This window comes from Nicoletella semolina (assembly GCF_004345745.1).
Lineage (GTDB): Bacteria > Pseudomonadota > Gammaproteobacteria > Enterobacterales > Pasteurellaceae > Nicoletella > Nicoletella semolina.
In genome coordinates this window covers 24,683-45,670 of the sequence record NZ_SLXJ01000016.1, presented here as the reverse complement: position 1 = coordinate 45,670, position 20,988 = coordinate 24,683, and the positions used below count along the sequence as shown (strand labels likewise).

Genomic DNA, 20,988 nt, shown 5'->3' with positions numbered 1-20,988 from the left:
CAATTAATCTCCTCCCTATGTCCCTTCACCACATCGTCCAAACGGTCAATGTCTAGCTTTAATTGTTTATGTGAACCAACCGTCAGTTCTTGTAGCTTCTGATTGATAATAGACTGGTTCTTTAGGGCGGCGATTAGGGCGGCGTCTTTGGGACCATCATTCGGGTATGTTTTCTTCAGAAATTCCACCATTTTTATCAATTCTGAATTGGAGCCTTCCCTATCTTTTAGTATTTTCTGTACTTGTTTAGCTAAATCTCTAATTTCAGTTTTTTCACCATTTTGAATATTGTCTATTATTTTTGTATTATCTGACAGTCGACCAATAACATTAACGTAAAATTTCACTGCTTCTTGTAGATTTTGTTGTCTCCCAATAGGAAATGATAATTTTTCTTTTTCTTCAATACGTTTATAAACACCATTCGCATGTACGCTATTATAAGCAATTCCCGCAAAATTATTGAGAGTAAGAAGTTCAAGTTCGGTCTTAATATTGCCTAAAACTTGATTTTTCATCGCTTGATTATACTTTTCATCTCCCAAACTATGCTTTATTTTGGCAACACTCAGGTTATCTGGCGTAGGATTATCAACTGTACTAGTATTCGCCACCCCCACACCACTCACACTCAACACAGCCAAGGCAATCACAGACTTCTTTAAGCTAAACACAGATTTTTGCATAACATTATTCTCCAAGTTAAGTAATATTACGCTGTCTAATACAGACAGCGACTTAACCACGGATTATCCCCCCCCCCCCGCATATTTTGTCAAGCGACTACGCTCAAAATAGGTAAAAATTTTATTTTTTGTTTTAGCTAAAGAGGAAAAGCAGTGCGAATACCACAGTATGGGGAATATATGAAATTCAATAAAAAAGCCGAATATTGTCTGCTCCTTAATTAGTTCGACTAACCTCCAACTGATTAAATCAGCTCGAAGAATTGGAGCTTGAAAACCTGCGTTTGCGAACAGAGGTCGCTTACCTAAAAAGTTGGAGTTGCTGATAAGGAGGGAAGAAGAGTGACAGCGGAATGCTACGACGGCAAGGCGTTTAAAACCTATGCAGAGCTTGAACAAACCCTTACGATTACATTGCATATTACAACAATGAGCGAGTTCAACCAACATTAAAAGGATTGAGTTCCATACAATGCCGTACTCAATCCTTCAAATAGTTGTCTAACTTTTTAGGGTCAGATCATAACGATCTGGCTACTAAACAAATGTTATCTCACTAACTACTTATCGTCTGACATACTGACAGCAGCAGTAAAAAGCACATCAGTTGAAGAATTCAATGCCGTTTCGGCAGAATCTTGAATTACTCCAATGACAAACCCTACTCCAATCACTTGAGCCGCAATGTCATTTGGAATATTAAATAAGCTACAAGCTAACGGAATTAATAAAAGTGAACCACCAGCAACACCTGAAGCGCCGCAAGCACAAATCGAAGCCACAAAACTTAATAATAATGCTGTTGCAAAATCTGGCTGAATACCCTGCGTATAAGCCGCTGCAAGTGTTAAAACCGTAATCGTAATCGCCGCACCCGCCATATTAATTGTGCCACCTAATGGGATAGATACAGAATAAATTTCCTCTTTTAAGCCAAGGCGTTTGGCAAGCCCCATATTCACAGGAATATTTGCAGCAGAGCTACGAGTAAAGAAGGCAGTTACACCACTTTCACGCAAGCAAGTAAATGTGAGTGGGTATGGATTGCGGCGGATTTTCCAAAAAACTAAAAGTGGATTTAAAATAAAGGTAACAATAGCCATTGCACCAAGTAATACCGCAAGCAATCTTGCATACCCCTCAAACGCATCTAAGCCATTTACCGCTACCGTTTCTGCCACTAAACCAAATACGCCAATCGGAGCGAATGCAATCACAACTTTTACAACAAAAGAAACCGCATTTGACATATCACTTAAAAAAACTTTCGTACTAGGAGCTGAATGACGTAAAGCAGCACCTAATCCAATCGACCACGCTAAAATACCGATAAAGTTCCCATTAGTAATCGCCCCTAATGGATTATCCACTAAGTTAAAAATAACGGTTTTTAGCACTTCCCATACGCCTTGAGGTGGACTGAGATTATCAGGACTAGCGACCAACTCTAAGGTTGTTGGGAACAAATAACTTAATCCAACCGCCGTTAGTGCGGCCAAAAATGTGCCTAACACATAAAGCACTAAAATAGGCTTTAAACGTCCATCACTCCCAACTTCCTTATTGGCAATGGCAGCAATCACGAGTACAAAAACTAAAATAGGTGCAATCGCACGCAATGATTTAACAAAAAATTGCCCTAGTACACCGACATCTTTTGCAATTTCAGGTTGAACAAGTGCTAGAATAATCCCTAGCACTAATCCTACAGAAATTCGTAAAACTAAATTACCATCAAGGATTTTTTTTAATATTGATTGACTCATAACATTTCCTGTAAACATAAATCACTCATAAAATGAACAGTCTAGACAGCTAGCCCTATATAAAATCGGCTGAAAGATTAGCTGAAATTACTCAATAAGGGAATAGTTAAGCGGTCATTTCCCATAAAAAGTTTGCAATACGATTATATTTTTTTACAATTTTTACAAAGTTATTTCAAATTTGACAGATTTTGGTTAGAATTAGTGCGTCGCTGGTAAACAACTCAGTTACAGCTAATTTATACAATGAATAGCGGTGGCATAATCCGCAAATTTTTAAAGAGTAATGGAATGAAACCTGAAAATAAGGCTGATTTTAGACGTATAATCCGTGCTGCGGGCTATTCAATGAAAGGACTTAAATCAGCATATAAATACGAAGCTGCATTTCGTCAAGAAGTGTGGCTTTCTTTTTTATTGATCCCAAGTGGTTTCTTTTTAGGCGATAATGTGGTAGAAAAAATACTGTTAGTTGGTTCGGTGTTATTAGTTTTAATGGCAGAATTACTCAATAGTGCCATTGAAAATGTAGTGGATCGAATCAGTAGCAATTTTCACGAATTATCTGGCAGAGCAAAAGATATCGGCTCCGCTGCTGTGTTTATTGCAATGCTTATTTTTGTGATTACTTGGCTGCTAATACTGTTTTATTAATATTTTACTCATCACTTCAATAATAGGAAATCTTATGAAATTTAACAAAACATTACTTGCTTTAGTACTCGCTAGCACAACTTCGGCGATGGCGTATGAAGCAGATAAAACCTATTCATTCACAGTACTACATTTGAATGATACACACGGTCATTTCTGGAAAAACGATAAAGGCGAATATGGCTTTGCCGCACAAAAAACCGCTATTGACAATGTTAGTAGAGAAGTGGCAGCAAAAGGTGGCGAAGTGATTTTACTTCATGCGGGCGATTTCAATACAGGTGTGCCTGAGTCAGATATGCAAAATGCAAAACCTGATATAGAAGGAATGAATATGTTAGGGGTAGATACTGCGGTATTAGGTAATCACGAATTTGATTTCCCAATGCAAGTGCTGCAACTACAAGAAAAATGGGCAAAATTTCCCCTTATTTCCGCAAACGTGATCAATAAACAAACCAATAAACCATTAGTCAAACCGTATGTAACCTTTGATAAAGGCGGTCTAAAAATTGCTGTCGTTGGACTCACTACTGAAGATACAGCAAAATTAGGTAATCCTGATGTGGTTGATCACGTTATCTTCAATGATCCGATCGCAGCAGCTAAAACCACATTAGCAGAACTCAATAAAACGGAAAAACCTGATGTGCGTATTGCATTAACGCATATGGGATACTATTTTGACGGCAAACACGGAATGAATGCACCAGGTGATGTTAGCTTAGCTCGTAGTCTTGATAAAGGGGCATTTGATTTGATTATCGGTGGGCATACACACGATACCGTTTGTATTGATGATAAAGGTCAATTTAAAGCGAAATATACCCCAGGTGAAGCGTGCCAACCCGATTTCCAAAATGGCTCTTGGATTGTTCAAGCTGGCGAATGGGGTAAGTTCTTAGGGCGTGCTGATTTTGAATTTAAAAACGGCGAGACAAAACTGGTCAAGTATCAGCTCATTCCAATTAATCTCAAACAAAAAATTAAATTGGCTGATGGGAAAAGCGAATACAAACTTTATCAAGATGAAATTGCTGAAGACCAAGCTGTATTCAACCACTTAAAAACTTACCAAGATGAGGGCGATAAATTACTTGGAGTGAAAGTGGGGGAAGTAAAAGGAGGTAAACTTGAAGGGGCGAGAGAAATCATTCGTTTCCAACAAACCAATTTAGGTCGTTTAATTGCACAATCTCAAATGGAACGTGTTAAAGCAGACATTGGCGTAATGAATTCTGGCGGTATCCGTGCCTCAATTGAAGAGGGAGAGGTTACCTACAAAAATCTTCTTACCGTTCAACCATTTGGTAATATGATTGCAACGGTTGATTTAACAGGTCAAGAATTACTAGACTACTTGAATGTTGTTGCACTTAAAGATGTGGATATGGGTGCCTACCCTCAATTTGCAGGTGTGTCTATGATCGTTGATCGCCAAGCGAAACAAGTCTCAAATGTGAAAATTGGCGGTAAAGCATTGGATTTGAAGAAGGTCTATAAACTATCCGTACCAGACTATGCCGCTGGCGGTGGCGATGGCTATCCTGTATTGAAAAAACACCCAAGCTATGTAAACACTGGCTTTATTGATGCAGAAATGTTGAAAAAATATTTTGAGGAAAACTCGCCAATTGATCCCTCAAAATATGCACCAAAAGATGACATCATTTATAAATAACACACAAAAGCGGCTAAATTCGTAAAATAATTTGCAATCCGCCATATAGCCTGCCAAAATCAGTCAAAATTTTGGCAGGCTGTCTTTTTGCCTTCTTTATTTATTGGCTTTTAAATTTTTAATCTTTCGTTGTCTTTTCATTATTGATTTAAGTAGGATATCGTGAATCTTTCGTTACCTCCGCTGAGTTTATATATTCATATCCCTTGGTGTGTACAAAAATGCCCTTACTGTGATTTTAATTCACACGCACAAAAAGGGATTATCCCAGAAACTGACTATATTGAGCATTTACTAGCAGATTTGCGTCAAGATTTACATCGCTACCAAGCCAATATTAATGGCAGAAAACTTCACTCTATTTTTATTGGCGGTGGCACACCAAGTCTTTTTTCAGCCGAAAGTATCCATTATTTATTAACTCAAATTCACCAACAAATTGATTTTAACCCGAAAATTGAAATTACCCTTGAAGCTAACCCTGGTACTGCTGAAGCTGAACGTTTTATCGGCTACGCACAAGGTGGGGTAAATCGAATTTCAATGGGCATTCAAAGTTTTGAAAGCGAGAAATTATTAAAACTAGGTCGAGTTCATGATAGCCAAGAAGCCATACAAGCGGTTAGTTTTGCTCAAAATGCTGCAAAATATGGTTTATCTAGTTTTAATTTAGACTTAATGCACGGCTTACCGAACCAATCCGTCAAGCAAGCACTAGATGATTTACAAAAAGCCATTTCACTCTCTCCACCACATTTATCTTGGTATCAACTAACCATTGAACCTAACACGATGTTCTACTATCGGCAGCCCACACTACCTGATGACGATGAATTGTGGGATATTTTCGAGCAAGGTCATCAACTGATTACACAAGCAGGTTATGAACAATATGAAACGTCCGCCTATGCCAAACAAGGTTATCAATGTCAGCATAATTTAAACTATTGGCGTTTTGGCGATTATTTAGCCATTGGCTGCGGAGCACACGGCAAAATTAGCTCATCAACAGGCGAAATTATACGTTTTAGTAAAACCAAACATCCTAAAGGTTATATGAGAGGTGATTATTTATACCAAACACACAATATTAAGCTAACTGATCGTCCCTTTGAATTTTTTATGAATCGCTTTCGCCTGCTTGAACCTACACCGAAAAAAGAATTTGAAGCATTCACAGGCTTAAACTATCAAACAATTCAGCCTATCATTGAGCAGGCTCTAGGTAAAAACTACCTGACTGAAACCCCTTCCCACTGGCAGATCACACAACACGGTAAGTTATTTCTAAATGATCTACTAGAAAGCTTTCTAGAAAACAATTAACTTATGAAATGAGAGGCTATTAACTTAATCTGTAGCATTCCAATACTCTTTTTTAGCAAATACCATTTTGTTATTAGTGTATTTAATTTGCTCAAATTTAACTTCCCATACCTCGCTTGGAATCAGTGCTGCAATTGGGTGTCTCGCACTATAATACCGATGAGCAACCTCTTTTTCATTACCGTTTAAACAGCGTGCATTTGCCACAAATTGAACACCTGCAATATGACGAATACTCTCGCTTTGAGGAGCAATTGTACCTGCAATTCGACTATTTTTTAACATCATCATACCGTGCTTCGTCGTACTTTTAGTCAAAATAATTAAACGGCAATTTTCACGATCAAACGCATAAAAACAGTTTGCACACCATAGTTCTTGCTCATCTTGGCAAGCTAGACTCACAAGATGATTTTTCGCAATAAATTCCGCAATGGTTGTTGAAATTGGATTCATATCAGTCTCTATTTTCCTACCCAACGTGCCACATCAGGCACATCAATATCAAATAAATCTAACGCACGAGTAACGCTGTGAGAAATAATCTCTTCAACACTCTTAGGCTGATGATACAGTGCTGGCACAGGCGGAAAAATAATCCCCCCCATTTCTGTTACTTTTCGCATATTGTCTAAATGTGCTAAGTTAAGTGGCGTTTCTCGCACCATCAGCACCAACTTCCGACGTTCTTTAAGCACCACATCAGCCGCTCGAGATAAAAGATTATCGCTCAATGCGTGAGCAATTGAAGCCAGCGTTCGCATTGAGCAAGGAGCCACCAACATGCCTAATGTTTTAAATGAGCCACTTGCAATACTGGCTCCCAAATTTTGAATAGGATACACCACATCAGCTAACGCCAATACCTCATCAGCAGAAATACCCGTTTCATATTGACGAGTCAATTGTGCCCCTTGAGACACAACCAAGTGGCTCTCAACTCCCTCAATTTGACGAATAATTTTCAATGCAGTATAACCATACTGAAAACCACTCGCCCCACTAATCCCAATCACTATACGCTTTGTTGTCATATTCTATCCTTAAATAGCTCAAGATATAATGGCATTATCATATAAAAATAAATAAAGAAAACAGATAAACGAAGTATAACTTATCATCTTATTTATTTTTAAACAGAATTATTATAAAGGTATCAAACTAACCAACAATTATTTTATATGTTATATTTACGTTTATTTTAGGTTATTTGGAAATTACTGGCTGGCAAGGCTTTAGAAATTAATATTAGGAGAAAAAATGGCTATTCATCTTTATTTAATTCGCCACGGACGTACTGAATGGAATACCTTAGGGCTATTGCAGGGGACTGGAGATTCGCCACTTACAGAAGAGGGTATTCAGGGAGCTAAACTGACAGGAAAAGCTCTTGCTGATGTCGCATTTAATGCTTGCTACTCAAGCCTGATGAAAAGAGCACAGGATACAGCAGATTTTATTATTGGCGACAGAAATATCCCTCATTTTCATCATCGAGGTTTAAACGAAATCCATTTTGGTTCTTGGGAAGGTAAACGTTCAGCAGAATTGGCAGAAAATCCCGAATATATCTTGCTAAGAACCGATCCTAAAAGTTATCAAGCTATTGAAAATAAAGGGGAAACGATTGATCAGCTTCACAAACGTGTAATGAATGCTATTGAGCAAATCGTAGCACAACATAAAGATGGGGATAATATTTTAGTGGTTTCGCACGGTATGACACTCACATTGCTGACTGCTGTTCTGAAAGGCATACATTGGCATAACTTCCGCAACCCTGATTTACACACTTTTGTTGCAAATACGGCTATCAGTGTGGTAAAAGTTGATAACCAAAAGATAGAATTAATTCAATTTAATAACGTTGATCATTTACCATCATAAAAAAGTAAAACGTAGGAATTAACCATAGCCAAACTGCAATTGAAATTAACACACTGATATGAAACTTCCAATGTTTGCTTTTATGGCGAAAATATTTCATTGCAAGAAATGTCCCAATTCCACCACCACAAAAACATAAAAAGAGTAAATTAGACTCAGGAATTCGCCACTTTTTTTGTTGTGCTAATTTTTTATCACGAAGCATCATAATGAAACTTAATAAGTTCACGATAATAAAATAAAGCAATATAAAAAATAGCATTCTCGTTTAATTCTTTTTCTGAACGGTATAAGATATAAAGCCTCAATAATGAGGCTTTATCAAATTTTACGAAATGGCTCCTAATAGAATAAGCGGTCATTTCTTATCAAAATTTTGCAATTAGGGATAAACAGGTAAACGTTCACAAATGTCTAGCACTTTTGCTTTGGTGGCTTCAATCACGCTGGCTTCATTTTCTTTACCGATAGCATCTAGCACATCACAAATCCAGCCTGCAAGCTGATTTACTTCTGCTTCTTTAAAACCACGACGTGTAACAGATGGCGTACCAATACGAATACCAGAGGTAATAAATGGTTTCTGAGGGTCATTTGGCACTGCATTTTTATTTACCGTAATATTGGCTTTCCCTAATGCACCGTCCGCTGCTTTGCCTGTCAAACCGTGGCTAACTAAATCAACGAGGAATAAGTGGTTCTCTGTACCGTTAGAGACAACGTTATAACCACGCTGCTTGAACACTTCCACCATCGCCTTCGCATTTTTAATGACTTGAGTTTGATAAATCTTGTATTCAGGTTCTAATGCTTCTTTAAAACACACTGCTTTTGCTGCAATAACGTGAACAAGCGGTCCACCTTGTCCTGCTGGGAACACAGCAGATTGCAGTTTTTTATAGAGTTCTTCATCTTTTGCATTAGACAGAATTAAGCCACCACGAGGTCCGCCAAGTGTTTTATGGGTTGTTGTAGTAACAATGTGAGCGTGTGGTAATGGGCTTGGATAAACACCTGCTGCAATTAAACCTGCAACGTGAGCCATATCCACAAATAAATACGCTCCTACTTCGTCCGCAATTTCACGCATTTTCGCCCAATCTACCACTTGCGAATATGCAGAAAAGCCTGCAACAATCATTTTTGGTTTAGATTCTAATGCTTTTTGACGCACATCATCGTAATCAATAAAGCCTTCAGCTGTGATGCCATATTGCACTGCATTATAAATTTTGCCCGAGAAACTCACAGACGCCCCGTGCGTTAAATGCCCGCCGTGTGCTAAACTCATACCAAGAATGGTATCGTGTGGCTGCAATAGAGCCATATAAACGGCTGCGTTTGCTTGTGAACCAGAATGTGGCTGCACATTCACATAATCCGCCCCAAATAGTTCTTTAGCACGATCAATGGCTAATTGCTCGACAATATCCGCATATTCACAGCCACCATAGTAACGTTTACCAGGATAACCTTCCGCATATTTATTAGTGAATTGTGAACCCTGAGCTTCCATCACTCGTGGGCTGGCATAGTTTTCTGATGCGATAAGCTCAATATGCTCTTCTTGGCGGCGATTTTCATCTTGAATAGCTTGCCATAAAATTGGATCATAATCTGCGATATTCATATCACGTCTTAACATCAGGAACTCCTATAAATTAAACTTTAAGTAAACGTTTGCGTAAATAAAAACAGCACTATTCTACGCACTTTTAATTTATTTAGGTAGTCTTTATTAAATTTTATTTAGTATATCTTTGCAAAAACTGAATAGAAAATCACCGCTTACTAAAACGCAGTTTTTCCGCCAAGTCCCAACTAAAGCTCCCAACTTAAATTTGAGATTAATCGGCAGCGATCACACTTAAAGTGAAAAATATCGTGCAATGGTTCTGCTAACCGCCAATGACCTTGACAATTAGGACAATGCCGTTGCTGCTCTTGCACAACATCTTTACCTAAACGATAAAGATAATAAAAAGTTGGAATATGAGTAATTTTTTCAACTGTTTTAGCCAATTCCAGCCCTTGCTGGCTTAATTGACTATGATATTCTGAAATTTCAGCTAATGCTTGCATTTCAAGCACTCCACCGTTCATCTGTAACTGATCACATGCCTGCCAATTTTCTTGCCATTTTATGAGTTTCTCTGTCAATTCAGGATAATCACTCAAATTATACAGCGGAATGGGCTGAAAAGTTTCTCCATTGTAAAGCGGAGAGCAGCTATCTAGATGCGTGGTATAAAGTAGTTGAAATTCAGATACAGTACAACTCGTTTCTTCTGCTTGATAGTCTCTACCAAGAATTTCAAATGCCTCCAGTGCCACACCATTTTCTTCCGCTTGTAGCAATGCTTCGCTGACGAATACATTATTATTTTCATTGAATAAGCTAACTTGTTCAGGTAAACAAAGATGAACTTCAAACTGTGCTTGAGCATTTTCTATTCGATGTGTAACCGCCACTTCACGCCCCATAATTTGCCCATTTAATCGCCATTGATTAACGACTTGGTTAATCAACAACACAGGGTCTTGTTTAAAATCTTGATAGCTAAAATAAGCAACAGCACGAAACATTACGACCTTCCATCATTATTCCTCATTTTTATTTTTACCTGAATTTTTACTTAATTATCGCTTGTCTTGTGTTGCGTTTTCTTGTTTAACAACGCTTGTCGGCTCTTGATGAATAATCACTTCGGAAAGAGGAAAAGCCTGCAGTAATTTCTGCTCTAAGCTATCAGTAATATTATGTGCAACAACAAGCGGTAAGTCATCGTCTAGCTCTAGATGCAATTGAATAAACCGCACAGCTCCAGCTCGGCGAGTTTTTAAATCGTGAATACTGATAATACGAGGGTGTTCCAATGCAATTGTCCAAATCAGATCAATCTCCTCTTGTGGCAATGCCTGATCAAGTAAGGATTGTATTGCTTCCCATAACATCTTAGCTGCATTGTATAAAATATAAAATGCAATCCCAATTGCAAAAATTGCATCAGCATAAATGATACCTTGCATATTCAGCAACATTGCCACCAATATAGCCGCATTCATATATAAATCTGTTTGATAATGTAATGAATCTGCTTGAATAGCTGGGCTTTGGGTCAAACGCACAACTTTTTGTTGATACCAAACTAATATTGCAGTGATAGCAATAGAAATCAGACTCACTATCATACCTAATTCGCTACTTTGGACCCATTGCGGATCAGTAAGACGCTGTATACCTTGCAACAACAAAAAAGCTGCTGACCCCATTATAAATGCACTTTGCACTAGTGCTGCCAGCGATTCGGCTTTTCCGTGTCCAAAAGTATGGTTATCATCAGCAGGCTGTAAAGCAAAACGCAACACCACAATATTAGTGATAGAAGCAAAAAGATCGACCAACGAATCTGTCATTGCTGCTAAAATTGCCATTGAACCCGTTTGCCACCACGCAAAGGCTTTAATCACAATCAGCACGACTGCAACGACAATCGCAAAACTAGCGGCTCGTTTTACATATTTTGTATATTCTTGCTGCATTTAATGACACTCAATTAACCAAGGAAGCTGTGCAAACTCATTGGCAAGCGTTGATAATGCTTGCTGATAAGCGGTTAGATTTTGCCAATTTTTTGCAGAAATTGACCGCTTTTCTGCAAATTGAATTTGGCTGTAGCCGCAGTGAGAGTCTCGACCTCGAGTGATTTCTAATTGCACATTATCAAAACGTTCTGTCGGCGGATAAATCACTTCGGTGCGAAGTTCTTGATCAGTAAGCATTATTTTTGCCAATGTGTTTTGCTGACGAAAATGTTGCTGACGTAATGCTACCCGAGATTGTAGCGTTTTTCCCGTCTTATTTTTATCCAAAAAAATTAGAACACCTTGTTGCCAATTATTCGGATCTTTTGTGCTATCTTGTGCTAGATATAACATTTGCTGCATAGCATCAAGAGAAGTATCTGTTACTTTTTGATAAATGACACCCTTAAAATTCACAACACTAGGCACTACAAAATCTGCTGATGACAACAGAGTACAGCTTGTTAATAAATAGATAACACTCAATTTAAGCCAACGAAGCAATCTCATTAGCAAGCTTCTCGTTTAAACACCCACTCATTTTCTGAAGAGGTCTCTTCATCAAACCAATAGCCTCCTAAATTGAAGGATTTTAATGCGTCCACCGAGTTAGGTTGCTGCTCAAGTATAAAACGCACCATCATTCCCCGTGCTTTTTTAGCATAAAAACTAATCACCTTAAACTTGCCATTTTTTTCATCTAAAAAAATAGGTTTAATAATTCTAGCGGATAATGCACTCACTTTAACCGCATTAAAGTATTCATCAGAAGCTAAATTAATCAGAATATTATCACCTTGTTCATCAATGGCTTGTTGTAAATAATCGGTGATCACATTCCCCCAAAACTGATAGAGATCTTTTCCATTTGGATTTTTTAGCTTTGTTCCCATTTCCAGCCGATAAGGCTGCATCAAATCCAATGGACAAAGTAAACCATATAAACCAGAAAGAATACGCAAATGCTGCTGTGCATAATCCACTTGTTGTGCTGATAGTGTTTCAGCATCAAGCCCTGTATAGACATCACCTTTAAAAGCAAATAAAGCAGGCTTTGCGTTGTCTTTGGTATGATTTAGCTGCCATTGGGCAAAACGAGCAACGTTTAAACTGGCTAACTTATCGCTAATTGACATCAAAGAAGCAACCTCTTGTGGAGACAATTTTTTACAAATATCAATTAGTTGCTGGCTGTAAGCGGTCAATTTGGGTACTGAATTTGCAAAGTTCTCTACTGGCTTTGAAAAATCAAGCGTTTTGGCAGGTGAAATAATAGCTAACATAGTAAATTTTAATGAAATTACCTGAATTGAGACAGAATGAACTAAATAGAAAAAGGCAGGATAATCCTGCCTTTGATAACATAAAATTAACGTTTTGAGTATTGTGGACGACGACGTGCTTTGTGTAAACCCACTTTTTTACGCTCAACACGACGAGCATCACGGGTAACAAAGCCCGCTGCACGCAATGCTGGACGTAAACTTTCGTCATATTCCATCAATGCACGAGTAATACCGTGACGGATAGCACCCGCTTGACCTGAAATACCACCACCTTTTACAGTAATATAAAGGTCTAATTTATCGGTTAATTCAACCAATTCTAATGGCTGACGCACGATCATTCGTGCAGTTTCACGCCCGAAGTAAACTTCTAAAGAACGTTGGTTGATTGTAATATTACCAGTGCCCGGTTTGATAAACACACGAGCTGAAGAGCTTTTGCGGCGACCTGTGCCGTAATTTTGATTTGCTACTGTCATTTTTATGCTCCGTGATTAAATATCTAAAACTTGTGGTTGTTGCGCAGCGTGGTTATGTTCGCTACCTGCGTAAACTTTTAATTTACGATACATATCACGACCCAAAGGACCTTTCGGTAACATACCTTTTACTGCAATTTCAATCACAGCTTCTGGACGACGAGCAATCATTTCTTTAAAGGTAGCTTGTTTAATACCACCTACATAGCCAGTGTGCCAGTAGTAAAGCTTATCGGTTTCTTTCTTGCCAGTTACTGCTACTTTCTCTGCATTAATAACGATAATGTAATCACCTGTATCAACGTGCGGAGTATATTCTGCCTTGTGTTTACCACGAAGACGGCGTGCTAATTCAGTAGCTAAACGACCTAAAGTTTTACCTGTCGCATCTACTACATACCAGTCACGTTTTACTGTTTCTGGTTTTGCTACAAAAGTTTTCATTAATTTAATACCAAAATTTAGTTTATAACCCAATATTCGTTCGAATATTACCTTAGCGGCAGAATTCAATCCCTTCGAATTTATTCTAACCAAACTTGCTTAGCGGGAAATCTAAGCAAAAACAGGGTGTCGGAATTATACAGACTTTTACAAAAAAGTGAAAAATTTTTACTCAATTTAGAAAACTTTTTTAAAAGGTTTAACGATCACCTCACCGTATACACCTGCTGCAATGTAAGGATCTTCACTCGCCCACTGCTTTGCAATCTCAAGAGAATCAAATTCAGCAATCACTGTTGAACCTGTAAAGCCTGCTTCTTGGGGATTTTCATCATCAATGGCAGGATTTGGACCTGCCGTTAATAATCGCCCTTCACATTGTAACTGTCTTAACCGTTCCAAATGTTTCTCACGCACAGCTAGGCGTTTTTCTAAACTGTTCGGCACATCTTGTGCAAAAATCACATAATACATATATCGCTCCAAGTTTCATTAGGATTCAATTAATTTTAAAATCTCATTAAGTTCAGCATTGTTCTCACGAGGAACAGGACGAGGTTTTCCGTTTTTATCAATCGCAACAAAAGTAAACAACGCCTCTGTAACACAGTAACGTTCTCCAATTCCATCTGCTACTTTTTTTATCCAAACTTCTACCTTTACTTTCAGTGAAGTTCGTCCAACTTTGATACACTTTCCATAGCAACAGACCACATCACCTACGGCAACAGGACGCAGGAAGCTCATACTTTCGACTGAAACAGTAACCACTCTGCCCTGTGCTAATTCCTTCGCAAGAATAGCACCTCCCATATCCATTTGCGACATTATCCAGCCGCCAAAAATATCCCCATTAGCATTTGTATCTGATGGCATTGCGAGTGTACGCAAAATAAGTGTACCATCTGGTTGGCGATTTTCTTTATTTGTCATTTTGCTCCTCATTTTCCAGTTCTGAAGATTGTTTTAGGTAAGGGTAAAGATAGAAACCTGTTATCAACACTGCCAACAGACTTAATCCTGTTAATCCAAAGACTTTAAAATTTGTCCACACATCATCAGAAAAATATTCACTAATCACAATATTAATCACTGCACAAAAAATAAAAAATCCAGCCCAACTAATATTTAATTTATGCCAAATATGTTGAGGCAAGGTTAATTCTCTACCTAAAAGAATCTGAATAAGTGGCTTGTGAAAAATAAATTGACTAACTAAAAGCACCATTGCAAAAAGTAGGTTAATAATAGTAACTTTCCATTTTAAAAAGGCTAATTCATTAAAATAAGCGGTCAATAATCCGAAAAAAATAACAAAACCACCTGTAACCCATTGAGATTTTTCAATCTTCTTATAAAGCACTTTTAGTAAGGCTAGCTGAATGACCGTTGCCACAACCAACCCCAACGCAGCCTCTTGCACGCCATAGGTTTTATAAAGAATAAAAAAGAGCACAAGTGGCAAAAAGTCCAGTAATTGCTTCATTATTTAACTCCTTGCTGGCGGTAAACTTGATAAAATCGAAAGCTAAAAACAATAATAAAATAATTGATTGCAGCCTTAACCACAGGCGAAATAACTAAAATATTATCCACATATCCACCAAGCCACATTTCAAGTAAGCCAAACAAAAAATAAACAATTAAGCAAAATAAAAATATGGGTTTAAACCGATTATGGCTCAGTTGCCAACTCAATTTTAATGTTTGCCCAATACCGTTCTGTGACGTTTCAAGTAAATACATATACACAACTAAAGAGAGCCTAACAAAAAAGTAGACACCAAAAATAAGGACAAGAAGACCTATAGTACTGCTGTTCAACAGATCAGATATCAAGGCGATACCTAAACTAAATGGCAACGAGATAATGATATACAAGATAACGACAGATAATAATGCTTTAGATGCTTGAAAAGTATGTTGAAAAAAATGTTGATAATGTCCCTCGGTAATTGCTTTGATATTCAAGATCACTAAAATGTTAAATAACGTACCCAGAAAGCCAAATAATAAGAAAATCTCAAATCGATCAAGCATCACGAATAAAGCAGTTTCTGCTGGTGCAGCCTGCTGAATTTCTGCAACGTTAGGGACAGAATAAAACTGAACATAGCTTATCACCAACAACACAGCGAAGCTCATTAGGCTAAAATAAGAATGATTGCGTATAAAATTCCAGCTATCTTGTAACAACTTTAGAAAATTGATCTGCATTTTCTCTCCTCAACATAAATCTAAAAGTGCTGAAGTATAGCAATAGTTCAATCATTTCGCTATTGTAGATTTGCCGTTCAAGTTCTAGAATGGTTAGTTCTAATGACTGTAAGATTTAGCAGGGCAAGGAAATTATGTATAACACAATTCAAGCAGGGCAACGTTATCTCAACACTTACCCAAATCAGAAAAAACTGAACCTATTTATGCCTGACTATCGGCTTATCAAATGGATCAAATTTGCAGCAAAATATATGCCAGCTTTCGCCTGCTTTGCCTTCTTTTGGCAATATTTTTTTGATGACCCAGAGCAGTCCATTCTAGTCAATGCCCTAATCACTGCACTTTTCGCCCTCAGTATTCCATTCCAAGGACTATTTTTACTAGGCAGACGAGCAACATCACCTTTACCTCTCTCGTTATTAGAATGGTACGAAACATTGCGTCAAAAATTGATACAGCAGCAATGTAAAATCGATGATCAAGCCGTCCCTTCTTATCAAGACTTTGCTGAACTATTACAACTTGCTGAAAAGGTACTGGGAGATAGCTACTTTGATGAGTTATAAAAATAGCTTGGTGAGGAAGAAAGAAAAAACACAAGCGGTCAGAAATTTGCAGAATTTTGCAAAAAATCGACCGCTTGTAACATAAGTGCTTTTTAACAATTACTTCTTTTTTAACAATTACTTCTGACGCATCGCTGGGAAAAGAATCACATCACGAATTGAAGGTGCATTCGCAAAAATCATTGCTAGGCGATCAATCCCTAATCCTTCGCCTGCTGTAGGCGGTAAGCCATGCTCAAGTGCAACAACAAAATCATCATCATAGAACATCGCCTCATCATCTCCAGCTTCCTTTGCTGCAACTTGTGCTTGGAAACGTTCCGCTTGATCTTCTGCATCATTTAATTCAGAGAAACCATTTCCAATTTCACGCCCACCAATAAATAATTCAAAACGATCAGTAACCTCTGGGTTTTCATCATTACGGCGTGCAAGTGGTGAAATTTCGGCAGGGTGTGCCATTAAAAATGTCGGCTGAATAAGCTGATGTTCTGCTACCTCTTCAAAAATAGCATTCACGACCGAACCAAGCCCCCACGATTTTTGGATTTCAATATTCAACCCTTTAGCAATTTCAAGTGCTTTTTCAAAACTGTCCAAATCGGCACGTTGAATACCGTTACCATATTTCACAATTGCATCGTGCATAGTAATGCGTTCAAACGGCTTACCAAAATCAAAAACATATTCACCGTAAGGCACTGTTGTGGTACCTAAAATATCTAATGCTAACTTACGCAATAGTTCTTCGGTATTGTCCATTAAATCAACATAATCAGCATAAGCCTGATAATATTCGATCATCGTAAATTCAGGATTATGACGAACAGAAACGCCCTCGTTACGGAAATTACGATTAAGCTCAAACACTCGCTCAAAACCGCCCACCACAAGCCGTTTTAAATATAACTCTGGTGCAATACGCAAATACATATCTACATCTAATGCATTATGATGCGTAATAAATGGTTTTGCCGCTGCACCACCTGGAATCACTTGGAGCATTGGCGTTTCAACTTCAATAAAGTCTTTTTCCAAGAAAAACTGACGGATACCTGATACGACTTTGGAACGAATCACAAAAGCTCGGCGAGATTCTTCATTTGCGATTAAATCTAAATAACGCTGACGATAGCGTGTTTCTTGGTCAGTCAATCCTTTATGTTTATCTGGCAAAGGACGTAACGCTTTGGTTAATAATTGTAACTCACTTGCACGAACCGTTAATTCGCCAGTTTTCGTTTTAAATAACGTTCCTTTTACGCCAACAATATCACCTAAATCAAGAAGAGAAATGGTCTTTTCATATTCACCTGCTGGCAAATTGTCTCGTGCAACGTAAAGCTGAATTTTACCACTCACATCTTGAATGGTAATAAACGTCGCTTTACCCATTGCACGACGAAGCATAATTCGCCCTGCAACAACGGCAGGAATAGCTTGCTCCTTTAACACTTCACTGTCCATTTCACCATACTTTTTGTGTAAATCAGCCGCTTTGTCTTCACGACGAAATGTATTTGGAAAAGCATTTCCTTGAGTGCGTAACTGTGCTAACTTATCACGACGAGCCAGCATTTCACCATTAAAATCTAACTCTTGATTTTCTAATTGTTCAGTCATCATATATCCTTTATCTACTTTTAATTGACTATTAGTTCAGCTTGTTATCTAAATATCTAGGTTTGCATAAAGTGCATTACTTTCAATAAAATCACGACGAGGCTCAACATCATCACCCATTAATGTAGTAAATAACTTATCCGCTGCTACCGCATCTGTAATCGTAACTTGCAACATTTTCCGCACCACAGGATCCATCGTTGTTTCCCAAAGTTGTGCAGGATTCATTTCACCCAACCCTTTATAACGCTGAATAGTCAGCCCTTTACGAGACTCTTTAACAAACCAATCAATGGCTTCTTCAAAACTTGCAATCGCCTGCTGACGCTCTCCACGCACAACATAAGCAGTTGGTTCAAGTAGCCCTCGCAACTGCCCACCTAGTTTGGTAATACGTGCATACTCATTAGAATGAATAAAATTAAAATCAACACGATATATGGTATTCATACCATGTGCGGTTACGACCACTTCAGGTTCATAAATATGCCGTTCCATATTATAGAAAACATTCGCTTGATAACTTGCTCCGTTTGCCTCTTTTTCATTTAATTGCTTCACAAGCTGATCAGTCCAAGCGGTTACTTTTTCTTGATCTTTTGCAAATTCAGCAGATAAATCTGTCTGATAAATCAACTCATTCAACAATGCCAAAGGATAACGACGAACAAGACGCTCAAATAATTTCTGAACGCCATTATACTCTGAAATCAGGTTTTCTAACGCTAATCCGTTTAATGCTGGTGCATTCTCACTGACATAAAGTGCCGCACCATCTAAAGCAATCGCTAACTCATACTGAATCATCTCTGCGTCATCTTGAATATATTTTTCTTGCTTACCTTTTTTCACTTTATAAAGGGGGGGCTGGGCAATATAAACGTAGCCACGCTCGATTAGCTCTGGCATTTGGCGGTAAAAGAATGTTAATAACAAAGTACGAATATGTGCACCATCTACGTCTGCATCGGTCATAATAATAATTTTATGGTAACGCAATTTTTCAATGTTATATTCATCACGCCCAATACCCGCACCTAATGCCGTGATCAGCGTTGCAACTTCTTGAGAAGAAAGCATTTTGTCAAAACGTGCTTTTTCCACATTCAAAATTTTTCCCTTTAACGGTAAAATAGCTTGATTCTTACGATCTCGCCCTTGTTTTGCAGAACCTCCAGCAGAATCGCCTTCCACGAGATACAATTCCGACAATGCAGGATCTTTCTCTTGACAATCGGCTAACTTCCCTGGTAAGCCGCCTAAATCTAACGCCCCTTTACGTCTTGTCATTTCTCGAGCCTTACGGGCTGCTTCTCTCGCTCGTGCTGCATCAATAATTTTAGAAACGATACTTTGTGCATCATTAGGATTTTCCAATAAATAGGCTTGTAACGCCTCATTCATTGAACTCTCAACCGCTGGACGAACTTCAGATGACACCAATTTATCCTTAGTCTGCGAGGAAAATTTTGGATCAGGCACTTTTACTGAAATGACCGCTACCAATCCCTCACGAGCATCATCACCTGACGCATCAATATTGGCATCAGCTTTTTTCAACTTACCACTATTGTCCATATAGCTTTTTAATGCTCGTGTTAATGCACCACGAAAACCCGCTAAATGCGTACCGCCATCACGCTGCGGAATGTTATTGGTAAAACAGTACACATTTTCGTTATAGCTATCATTCCACTGCAACGACACCTCTACACCAATGCCATCTTTTTCTGTGGAAAGGTAAAAAGGTGTTGGGTGAATGTGGTTTTTACCTTCGTTTAAATACTCTACATAAGCACGAATGCCACCTTCATATTTAAAATGCTCTTCGTTATTATCACGTTCATCAACTAATCGGATTGAAACACCTGAATTCAAAAAAGATAACTCACGCAAACGCTTTGATAAAATCTTGTATTCAAATTCTGTTTTATTTTTAAAAATATCATAGCTTGGCCAAAAACGAACTGTTGTTCCTGTTTTGGTCGTTTCTCCAATAACGCCTAGCGGTGCATCAGGCTCACCCAACGTATAAAACTGCTCGTGAACCTTCCCTTCACGGCGGATAGTCAGTTGCAATTTAGATGACAAGGCATTTACAACCGAAACCCCAACGCCGTGTAAACCACCTGAAACCTTATAAGAGTTATCGTCAAATTTACCACCTGCGTGTAATACTGTCATAATGACCTCAGCGGCAGACACGCCTTCTTCTGGGTGAATGCCAACAGGAATACCACGCCCATCATCTTGCACAGAAACAGAATTATCAGAATGAATTGTAATCACAATATCTTTACAATGTCCTGCTAATGCTTCATCAATCGCATTATCCACAACCTCAAAGACCATATGATGTAATCCTGTGCCATCATCAGTATCCCCAATATACATACCTGGGCGTTTACGCACCGCATCAAGCCCTCTCAAGACCTTAATACTTGAAGAATCATAGCTATTTGGTTGATTTTGTTCAGACATTGTCATTCCTAATTATTGTAAAAAATGGAAATCAGCAATTCTGCTGAAAATTGGGCGTGAGTATAGCAGAAATTTGAGAGAAAGAGAATGTAACGAAATCGAAGCAGCCATAGAAAACCGCCTCTTAGACTAAAGCTATTCGGAAGGGGAAAGAAAAGGATTTATCGTACTTCTGGCAAAACTTTTTTGCTCCATCTCAGCATCAAGGAATAAAGTCGCTAAATCATCAGCAATTGGCTCAACATACGGATCTTTCTCTTGATATACCGCTTTAAATAACTATTACAATCACCACAACTTTCTA

24 protein-coding genes and 1 pseudogene are annotated in these 20,988 nt (G+C 38.2%); 6 read left to right on the top strand and 19 right to left on the bottom strand.

Annotated elements, in window-relative coordinates; genetic code table 11:
- The coding region (locus EV693_RS08845; RefSeq protein ID WP_132502008.1) for a hypothetical protein at nucleotides 1-686 on the bottom strand (686 nt) is incomplete at its 3' end.
- A 413-nt stretch (nucleotides 687-1,099) separates the two neighbouring features.
- Here EV693_RS08845 and EV693_RS08840 point away from each other — a divergent pair.
- Nucleotides 1,100-1,183 (top strand): IS3 family transposase, encoded by an 84-nt coding sequence (locus EV693_RS08840; protein WP_424991512.1) that lies wholly within the window; start codon nucleotides 1,100-1,102, stop codon nucleotides 1,181-1,183.
- Between the two features lie 63 nt (nucleotides 1,184-1,246).
- Here EV693_RS08840 and sstT read toward each other — a convergent pair whose 3' ends face one another.
- Nucleotides 1,247-2,452 carry a serine/threonine transporter SstT gene (gene sstT / locus EV693_RS08835; RefSeq protein ID WP_132502007.1) on the bottom strand — a complete coding sequence of 402 codons (1,206 nt, stop codon included), beginning with the start codon at nucleotides 2,450-2,452 and terminating at the stop codon, nucleotides 1,247-1,249.
- A gap of 291 nt (nucleotides 2,453-2,743) precedes the next feature.
- Here sstT and EV693_RS08830 point away from each other — a divergent pair, with 291 nt between their 5' ends.
- The 3 genes from EV693_RS08830 to hemW all read left to right on the top strand — a co-directional run bounded on the left by EV693_RS08830 (nucleotide 2,744) and on the right by hemW (nucleotide 6,113).
- The gene (locus tag EV693_RS08830; RefSeq protein WP_132502006.1) at nucleotides 2,744-3,106 is read left to right on the top strand and encodes a diacylglycerol kinase; all 363 of its coding nucleotides are present in this window, start codon (nucleotides 2,744-2,746) and stop codon (nucleotides 3,104-3,106) included.
- 34 nt (nucleotides 3,107-3,140) lie between these two features.
- Complete coding sequence (gene ushA, locus EV693_RS08825) at nucleotides 3,141-4,787, top strand: bifunctional UDP-sugar hydrolase/5'-nucleotidase UshA (RefSeq protein ID WP_132502005.1); 1,647 nt, start codon at nucleotides 3,141-3,143, stop codon at nucleotides 4,785-4,787.
- A gap of 162 nt (nucleotides 4,788-4,949) precedes the next feature.
- Nucleotides 4,950-6,113, top strand: coding sequence for a radical SAM family heme chaperone HemW (gene hemW, locus EV693_RS08820; protein WP_132502004.1), 1,164 nt, complete (start codon nucleotides 4,950-4,952; stop codon nucleotides 6,111-6,113).
- A gap of 24 nt (nucleotides 6,114-6,137) precedes the next feature.
- On the opposite strand, the gene EV693_RS08815 is transcribed toward hemW, so the two are convergent.
- Together EV693_RS08815 and EV693_RS08810 are read right to left on the bottom strand one after the other, a co-directional pair.
- Entirely contained in the window at nucleotides 6,138-6,569 is a 432-nt protein-coding gene (locus EV693_RS08815; RefSeq protein ID WP_132502003.1) for a PNPOx family protein, read from the bottom strand.
- Between the two features lie 8 nt (nucleotides 6,570-6,577).
- Nucleotides 6,578-7,147 carry a UbiX family flavin prenyltransferase gene (locus tag EV693_RS08810; RefSeq protein ID WP_132502002.1) on the bottom strand — a complete coding sequence of 190 codons (570 nt, stop codon included), beginning with the start codon at nucleotides 7,145-7,147 and terminating at the stop codon, nucleotides 6,578-6,580.
- 226 nt (nucleotides 7,148-7,373) lie between these two features.
- Here EV693_RS08810 and EV693_RS08805 point away from each other — a divergent pair, with 226 nt between their 5' ends.
- Nucleotides 7,374-8,000, top strand: a complete 627-nt coding sequence (locus EV693_RS08805; protein WP_132502001.1) for a histidine phosphatase family protein — start codon at nucleotides 7,374-7,376, stop codon at nucleotides 7,998-8,000.
- On the opposite strand, the gene EV693_RS08800 is transcribed toward EV693_RS08805, so the two are convergent.
- The 12 genes from EV693_RS08800 to EV693_RS08745 form a co-directional block, all read right to left on the bottom strand.
- Complete coding sequence (locus EV693_RS08800; RefSeq protein WP_132502000.1) at nucleotides 7,972-8,262, bottom strand: DUF1294 domain-containing protein; 291 nt, start codon at nucleotides 8,260-8,262, stop codon at nucleotides 7,972-7,974. The genes EV693_RS08805 and EV693_RS08800 overlap by 29 nt on opposite strands.
- A gap of 120 nt (nucleotides 8,263-8,382) precedes the next feature.
- On the bottom strand, nucleotides 8,383-9,645 hold the full coding sequence (gene glyA, locus EV693_RS08795) for a serine hydroxymethyltransferase (RefSeq protein ID WP_132501999.1): 1,263 nt from the start codon (nucleotides 9,643-9,645) through the stop codon (nucleotides 8,383-8,385).
- A 176-nt stretch (nucleotides 9,646-9,821) separates the two neighbouring features.
- Nucleotides 9,822-10,586, bottom strand: coding sequence for a Zn-ribbon-containing protein (locus tag EV693_RS08790; protein WP_132501998.1), 765 nt, complete (start codon nucleotides 10,584-10,586; stop codon nucleotides 9,822-9,824).
- Nucleotides 10,587-10,640: 54 nt separating this feature from the next.
- Nucleotides 10,641-11,543 carry a cation diffusion facilitator family transporter gene (locus EV693_RS08785; protein WP_132501997.1) on the bottom strand — a complete coding sequence of 301 codons (903 nt, stop codon included), beginning with the start codon at nucleotides 11,541-11,543 and terminating at the stop codon, nucleotides 10,641-10,643.
- Nucleotides 11,544-12,095, bottom strand: coding sequence for an ABC transporter ATPase (locus EV693_RS08780; protein WP_132501996.1), 552 nt, complete (start codon nucleotides 12,093-12,095; stop codon nucleotides 11,544-11,546).
- On the bottom strand, nucleotides 12,095-12,868 hold the full coding sequence (gene yaaA / locus EV693_RS08775) for a peroxide stress protein YaaA (RefSeq protein ID WP_132501995.1): 774 nt from the start codon (nucleotides 12,866-12,868) through the stop codon (nucleotides 12,095-12,097). The genes EV693_RS08780 and yaaA overlap by 1 nt, the downstream gene beginning before the upstream one ends.
- A gap of 86 nt (nucleotides 12,869-12,954) precedes the next feature.
- Complete coding sequence (gene rpsI / locus EV693_RS08770) at nucleotides 12,955-13,350, bottom strand: 30S ribosomal protein S9 (RefSeq protein ID WP_132501994.1); 396 nt, start codon at nucleotides 13,348-13,350, stop codon at nucleotides 12,955-12,957.
- A 15-nt stretch (nucleotides 13,351-13,365) separates the two neighbouring features.
- Nucleotides 13,366-13,794 (bottom strand): 50S ribosomal protein L13, encoded by a 429-nt coding sequence (gene rplM / locus EV693_RS08765; RefSeq protein WP_132501993.1) that lies wholly within the window; start codon nucleotides 13,792-13,794, stop codon nucleotides 13,366-13,368.
- 177 nt (nucleotides 13,795-13,971) lie between these two features.
- The gene (locus EV693_RS08760) at nucleotides 13,972-14,268 is read right to left on the bottom strand and encodes a YciI family protein (protein WP_132501992.1); all 297 of its coding nucleotides are present in this window, start codon (nucleotides 14,266-14,268) and stop codon (nucleotides 13,972-13,974) included.
- An 18-nt stretch (nucleotides 14,269-14,286) separates the two neighbouring features.
- On the bottom strand, nucleotides 14,287-14,727 hold the full coding sequence (gene yciA / locus EV693_RS08755; protein ID WP_243694595.1) for an acyl-CoA thioester hydrolase YciA: 441 nt from the start codon (nucleotides 14,725-14,727) through the stop codon (nucleotides 14,287-14,289).
- Nucleotides 14,717-15,280 (bottom strand): septation protein A, encoded by a 564-nt coding sequence (locus tag EV693_RS08750; RefSeq protein ID WP_132501990.1) that lies wholly within the window; start codon nucleotides 15,278-15,280, stop codon nucleotides 14,717-14,719. The genes yciA and EV693_RS08750 overlap by 11 nt, the downstream gene beginning before the upstream one ends.
- Nucleotides 15,280-16,011 (bottom strand): hypothetical protein, encoded by a 732-nt coding sequence (locus EV693_RS08745; RefSeq protein ID WP_132501989.1) that lies wholly within the window; start codon nucleotides 16,009-16,011, stop codon nucleotides 15,280-15,282. The genes EV693_RS08750 and EV693_RS08745 overlap by 1 nt, the downstream gene beginning before the upstream one ends.
- Before the next feature lie 134 nt (nucleotides 16,012-16,145).
- On the opposite strand from EV693_RS08745, the gene yfbV reads away from it, so the two are divergent.
- Nucleotides 16,146-16,580 (top strand): terminus macrodomain insulation protein YfbV, encoded by a 435-nt coding sequence (gene yfbV, locus EV693_RS08740; protein ID WP_132501988.1) that lies wholly within the window; start codon nucleotides 16,146-16,148, stop codon nucleotides 16,578-16,580.
- Between the two features lie 117 nt (nucleotides 16,581-16,697).
- Here the strand turns inward: yfbV and lysS are convergent, their stop codons facing one another.
- The 3 genes and pseudogenes from lysS to EV693_RS08725 form a co-directional block, all read right to left on the bottom strand.
- Nucleotides 16,698-18,203, bottom strand: a complete 1,506-nt coding sequence (gene lysS, locus EV693_RS08735) for a lysine--tRNA ligase (protein ID WP_132501987.1) — start codon at nucleotides 18,201-18,203, stop codon at nucleotides 16,698-16,700.
- A gap of 48 nt (nucleotides 18,204-18,251) precedes the next feature.
- Nucleotides 18,252-20,684 carry a DNA topoisomerase (ATP-hydrolyzing) subunit B gene (gyrB, locus tag EV693_RS08730; protein WP_132501986.1) on the bottom strand — a complete coding sequence of 811 codons (2,433 nt, stop codon included), beginning with the start codon at nucleotides 20,682-20,684 and terminating at the stop codon, nucleotides 18,252-18,254.
- Between the two features lie 135 nt (nucleotides 20,685-20,819).
- Nucleotides 20,820-20,986, bottom strand: a pseudogene (locus EV693_RS08725) (formate dehydrogenase accessory protein FdhE); the annotation flags it as partial.
- Nucleotides 20,987-20,988: the final 2 nt, after the last annotated feature.

Excerpts from the sequence above, each read along its gene's own strand:
- rpsI (WP_132501994.1), bottom strand. The coding sequence starts at position 13,350 with ATGACAGTAGCAAATCAAAATTACGGCACAGGTCGCCGCAAAAGCTCT.
- EV693_RS08810 (WP_132502002.1), bottom strand. The coding sequence starts at position 7,147 with ATGACAACAAAGCGTATAGTGATTGGGATTAGTGGGGCGAGTGGTTTT.
- EV693_RS08790 (WP_132501998.1), bottom strand. The coding sequence starts at position 10,586 with ATGTTTCGTGCTGTTGCTTATTTTAGCTATCAAGATTTTAAACAAGAC.
- rplM (WP_132501993.1), bottom strand. The coding sequence starts at position 13,794 with ATGAAAACTTTTGTAGCAAAACCAGAAACAGTAAAACGTGACTGGTAT.
- yaaA (WP_132501995.1), bottom strand. The coding sequence starts at position 12,868 with ATGTTAGCTATTATTTCACCTGCCAAAACGCTTGATTTTTCAAAGCCA.
- glyA (WP_132501999.1), bottom strand. The coding sequence starts at position 9,645 with ATGTTAAGACGTGATATGAATATCGCAGATTATGATCCAATTTTATGG.
- EV693_RS08785 (WP_132501997.1), bottom strand. The coding sequence starts at position 11,543 with ATGCAGCAAGAATATACAAAATATGTAAAACGAGCCGCTAGTTTTGCG.
- EV693_RS08745 (WP_132501989.1), bottom strand. The coding sequence starts at position 16,011 with ATGCAGATCAATTTTCTAAAGTTGTTACAAGATAGCTGGAATTTTATA.
- lysS (WP_132501987.1), bottom strand. The coding sequence starts at position 18,203 with ATGACTGAACAATTAGAAAATCAAGAGTTAGATTTTAATGGTGAAATG.
- EV693_RS08750 (WP_132501990.1), bottom strand. The coding sequence starts at position 15,280 with ATGAAGCAATTACTGGACTTTTTGCCACTTGTGCTCTTTTTTATTCTT.
- EV693_RS08760 (WP_132501992.1), bottom strand. The coding sequence starts at position 14,268 with ATGTATTATGTGATTTTTGCACAAGATGTGCCGAACAGTTTAGAAAAA.
- yciA (WP_243694595.1), bottom strand. The coding sequence starts at position 14,727 with ATGACAAATAAAGAAAATCGCCAACCAGATGGTACACTTATTTTGCGT.
- EV693_RS08830 (WP_132502006.1), top strand. The coding sequence starts at position 2,744 with ATGAAACCTGAAAATAAGGCTGATTTTAGACGTATAATCCGTGCTGCG.
- gyrB (WP_132501986.1), bottom strand. The coding sequence starts at position 20,684 with ATGTCTGAACAAAATCAACCAAATAGCTATGATTCTTCAAGTATTAAG.
- sstT (WP_132502007.1), bottom strand. The coding sequence starts at position 2,452 with ATGAGTCAATCAATATTAAAAAAAATCCTTGATGGTAATTTAGTTTTA.
- yfbV (WP_132501988.1), top strand. The coding sequence starts at position 16,146 with ATGTATAACACAATTCAAGCAGGGCAACGTTATCTCAACACTTACCCA.
- EV693_RS08815 (WP_132502003.1), bottom strand. The coding sequence starts at position 6,569 with ATGAATCCAATTTCAACAACCATTGCGGAATTTATTGCGAAAAATCAT.
- EV693_RS08805 (WP_132502001.1), top strand. The coding sequence starts at position 7,374 with ATGGCTATTCATCTTTATTTAATTCGCCACGGACGTACTGAATGGAAT.
- EV693_RS08780 (WP_132501996.1), bottom strand. The coding sequence starts at position 12,095 with ATGAGATTGCTTCGTTGGCTTAAATTGAGTGTTATCTATTTATTAACA.
- ushA (WP_132502005.1), top strand. The coding sequence starts at position 3,141 with ATGAAATTTAACAAAACATTACTTGCTTTAGTACTCGCTAGCACAACT.
- EV693_RS08800 (WP_132502000.1), bottom strand. The coding sequence starts at position 8,262 with ATGCTATTTTTTATATTGCTTTATTTTATTATCGTGAACTTATTAAGT.